This is a genomic window from Pseudoalteromonas sp. SG44-8 (assembly GCF_014164125.1).
In the GTDB taxonomy this organism is placed as follows: domain Bacteria; phylum Pseudomonadota; class Gammaproteobacteria; order Enterobacterales; family Alteromonadaceae; genus Pseudoalteromonas; species Pseudoalteromonas rhizosphaerae.
Genome location: NZ_JACJEQ010000088.1, coordinates 1 through 420, shown reverse-complemented (window position 1 = coordinate 420; position 420 = coordinate 1). Strand labels below are relative to the sequence as shown.

General features: G+C 38.6%; 1 protein-coding gene. It reads left to right on the top strand.

The annotated features are described in order from the left end of the window. Positions 1-29: 29 nt before the first annotated feature. On the top strand, positions 30-410 hold the full coding sequence (locus tag H5163_RS21100; RefSeq protein WP_182735901.1) for a molecular chaperone DnaJ: 381 nt from the start codon (positions 30-32) through the stop codon (positions 408-410). The last annotated feature ends 10 nt before the right edge of the window (positions 411-420 follow it).

Sequence of the window (420 nt, the reverse complement as noted above, 5' to 3'; positions counted from 1 at the left end):
GGCGTTATGCACAAGAATGAAAAACACTTATGAAATACATCATTGCCACGATTTTATTGACTCTATTCACATCATATTCCTATAGCGATGATCTGGGGTATGACGGGTTTAATGCAGAAGGAAAAAGTGTTGAGCAAACACTTGAAGATCTAAAAAACGACAAATCCTTTAGTGTTCAGGAGCAGGATGGCTGGGTTATTGCTTCGTCAAATCAAGGTGTTATGTTTAGCTTTACCCCAAAAAATCATGATGCGCATCCAGCATATGTCGAAAGGAGGGTAATAGAGCGTGAGGGGGCTATTCATATAGCTATGTCAGTACGGTGTGGGGCATCGAAGGAAGCATGTGATGCACTTGTAAAATCATTCCAAGAGCTAAATAAAAAAATAATGGAAAGTATGAATCCATAAAAATGCATAA

Coding starts and splice junctions, on each gene's coding strand:
- H5163_RS21100 (WP_182735901.1), top strand. CDS start 30: ATGAAATACATCATTGCCACGATTTTATTGACTCTATTCACATCATAT.